4 protein-coding genes are annotated in these 3,070 nt (G+C 67.0%); 1 reads left to right on the plus strand and 3 read right to left on the minus strand.

Annotation, left to right across the window (positions count from 1 at the left end):
- On the minus strand, nucleotides 1-108 hold a 108-nt coding region (locus tag GUY61_RS36715; protein ID WP_166634635.1), incomplete at its 3' end, for a DUF4193 family protein.
- 45 nt (nucleotides 109-153) lie between these two features.
- Here GUY61_RS36715 and GUY61_RS36720 point away from each other — a divergent pair.
- Nucleotides 154-759 (plus strand): hypothetical protein, encoded by a 606-nt coding sequence (locus tag GUY61_RS36720; protein WP_166634632.1) that lies wholly within the window; start codon nucleotides 154-156, stop codon nucleotides 757-759.
- 85 nt (nucleotides 760-844) lie between these two features.
- Here the strand turns inward: GUY61_RS36720 and clpX are convergent, their stop codons facing one another.
- Together clpX and GUY61_RS36730 are read right to left on the minus strand one after the other, a co-directional pair.
- Nucleotides 845-2,131, minus strand: coding sequence for an ATP-dependent Clp protease ATP-binding subunit ClpX (gene clpX, locus GUY61_RS36725; RefSeq protein WP_166634633.1), 1,287 nt, complete (start codon nucleotides 2,129-2,131; stop codon nucleotides 845-847).
- A 206-nt stretch (nucleotides 2,132-2,337) separates the two neighbouring features.
- Nucleotides 2,338-3,006 (minus strand): ATP-dependent Clp protease proteolytic subunit, encoded by a 669-nt coding sequence (locus tag GUY61_RS36730; RefSeq protein WP_166634634.1) that lies wholly within the window; start codon nucleotides 3,004-3,006, stop codon nucleotides 2,338-2,340.
- Between the last annotated feature and the right edge of the window lie 64 nt (nucleotides 3,007-3,070).

The following is a 3,070-nucleotide window of genomic DNA, read 5'->3' on the forward strand; positions in this document are numbered from 1 at the left end:
GTTCGAGAGATCGGCGCCCGGGAGCTCGAGCCCTTCGGCCGCCTCGAACTCGTCCACGTCGACGGTCGAGGTCGTCTTGTCGTTGCGCCGGGCCTTCAGCTCTTCGATGCTGTCCTCGTTGAGGTCGCGGCCCTCGCCGTGATAGGCACCGGCGTGTACTTCCTCACCTCGGGCAGCGGCAGCGGCTCGGTCGCGGACGACGGACCGCACAAGCTCATCACCCCGGACACCGTCCTCTCCGAATACAAGAAGGGCGACGCCAGTGCCGACGGACTGAGCTCGGACGACATCAAGGAGGCCGAGAAGTGGGGCGTGAAGAACCCCAAGGACGTGGACGCCCAGTACACCGCGGGTGACGAGAACAACCCCCTCGCCCAGAAGTACCTCCAGTTCTCCGGTGTCTACGGGGAGATCGCGGACCCTGAGAAGGTCGTCGACGCGATGTTCGCGGAGATGAAGAAGAGCTCCAAGGAGGACGAGGACGCCGAACTCATCGGGGAGCCCAGGGCCTACGAGCCCGACGGCCTCGACGGCGCGGTCCTGAAGTGCCAGGAAGCCAAGGTCAAGGACACCGAGGGATCCTCCTCGGGCGGGCCGTCCGAGATACCGATGTCGTACTGCGTCTGGGGCGACCACAGCACCCTCGCCCTCGTACTGCCCATGGACATCGCGGGAGCCCTGACGGGCAAGGGCACCACTCCGGAACAGGCCGCCGAGATGGCCGCGAAGCTGCGTAAAGAGGTGCGCGTCAAGCTCTGAGGGTGACCGTGACGGCGGATGCGACAGCCGAGGGGGCCCCGGTCGGGATGACCGGGGCCCCCTCGGCTGTCGGGACGGGGTGGTGCTACGCGCTCTTCTCGTGGCGGCCGTCGTTCTTGCCGACGATCCGCGGCACCAGGGTCGGGTTCACGTTCGAGTGGACGACGTCGGCGGTGATGACGACGCGGGCGACGTCCTTGCGGGACGGGACCTCGTACATCACGGACATCAGGACTTCTTCCATGATGGCGCGCAGGCCGCGCGCGCCGGTCTGGCGCAGGATCGCCTGGTCGGCGATGGCCTCCAGCGCGCCGCGCTCGAAGTCCAGTTCCACGCCGTCGAGTTCGAACAGGCGCTGGTACTGCTTGACGAGCGCGTTGCGGGGCTCGACGAGGATCTGGAGCAGCGCCTCGCGGTCGAGGTTGTGGACCGCCGTGATGACGGGGAGCCGGCCGATGAACTCCGGGATCATGCCGAACTTGACCAGGTCCTCGGGCATGACCTCCTGGAAGTGGTCCTTGTCCTGGAGTTCGCGCTTGGAGCGGATCGTCGCGCCGAAGCCGATGCCCTTCGCGCCGGCCCGCGCCTCGATGATCTTCTCCAGGCCGGCGAAGGCACCGCCCACGATGAACAGGACGTTCGTCGTGTCGATCTGGATGAACTCCTGGTGGGGGTGCTTGCGGCCGCCCTGCGGGGGCACCGAGGCCGTGGTGCCCTCCAGAATCTTCAGCAGGGCCTGCTGGACACCCTCGCCCGAGACGTCGCGCGTGATCGACGGGTTCTCGCTCTTGCGGGCGACCTTGTCGATCTCGTCGATGTAGATGATGCCGGTCTCGGCCTTCTTGACGTCGTAGTCCGCCGCCTGGATCAGCTTCAGCAGGATGTTCTCGACGTCCTCGCCGACGTACCCGGCCTCGGTGAGCGCCGTGGCGTCGGCGATGGCGAAGGGGACGTTGAGCATCCGGGCCAGCGTCTGGGCCAGCAGCGTCTTGCCGGAGCCCGTGGGGCCGAGCAGGAGGATGTTGGACTTGGCGAGCTCGATGGCGTCCTCACGGCTGCCCGCGCCGCTGTTCTCGCCCGCCTGAACGCGCTTGTAGTGGTTGTACACGGCGACGGACAGGGCCTTCTTCGCGGCCTCCTGCCCGACGACGTATCCCTCGAGGAACTCGTAGATCTCGCGGGGCTTGGGAAGCTCCTCCCAGCGCACCTCGGACGTCTCGGCGAGCTCCTCCTCGATGATCTCGTTGCAGAGGTCGATGCACTCGTCGCAGATGTACACACCTGGGCCTGCGATGAGCTTCTTCACCTGCTTCTGGCTCTTTCCGCAGAACGAGCACTTCAGCAGGTCGCCGCCGTCACCGATCCGTGCCACGAGGTGCTTCCCCTTCGCCTGGGTCCGCCGTTGGGCCGACGAGACCTGGTGCCTGCTAGTGCTTTCCCGCGGGGACGCCCCCGCGGATCCCCCTGCTCCCGACGGTACCTTGCCGGGACCCCCGTTCGGCCCCCCTTGACGCGGTTCGGTCATTTCCGAACAACGCCGAGGGGGCACCGGTACCCGCTCGGGACGATCGCCTGAGGTCAGACGACCGCGGTGTTGTTCATCTTGCGGGTCGAGACGATCTGGTCGACCAGACCGTAGGCGAGCGCGTCCTCGGCCGTGAGGATCTTGTCGCGCTCGATGTCGTCGCGGATCTTCTCGATCGGCGTGCTGGAGTGCTTGGCCAGCATCTCCTCCAGCTGGGTCCGCATCCGCAGGATCTCGTTGGCCGCGATCTCCAGGTCGGAGAGCTGCTCACGGCCGGTGCCGCCGGACGGCTGGTGGATCAGGATGCGTGCGTTGGGCAGCGCCATCCGCTTGCCGGGCGTGCCTGCGGCGAGCAGCACGGCGGCGGCGGAGGCAGCCTGGCCCATGCAGACCGTCTGGATGTCCGGCTTCACGAACTGCATCGTGTCGTAGATCGCCGTGAGGGCGGTGAAGGAGCCGCCGGGGCTGTTGATGTAGATCGAGATGTCCCGGTCGGGGTCCATCGACTCCAGGCAGAGCAACTGCGCCATGACGTCGTTGGCGGACGCATCGTCGATCTGCACACCGAGGAAGATGACACGCTCCTCGAAGAGCTTCGCGTAGGGGTCGTACTCGCGCACGCCCTGCGAGGTGCGCTCGACGAAGCGCGGGATGACATAGCGGTTGTCCACCTGCGGGCCGGTGTAGAGGCCGCTGGCAGAGGCGCCGGGGAAGTTGCTCATGTGGTGTTCACCGTCCTGGTGGCGTTCGTGAAGGCTGGAGTCTCGGCACAGGGGGTGCGCGGGG

It is taken from the genome of Streptomyces sp. GC420 (assembly GCF_009916105.1).
Classification (GTDB): domain Bacteria; phylum Actinomycetota; class Actinomycetes; order Streptomycetales; family Streptomycetaceae; genus Streptomyces.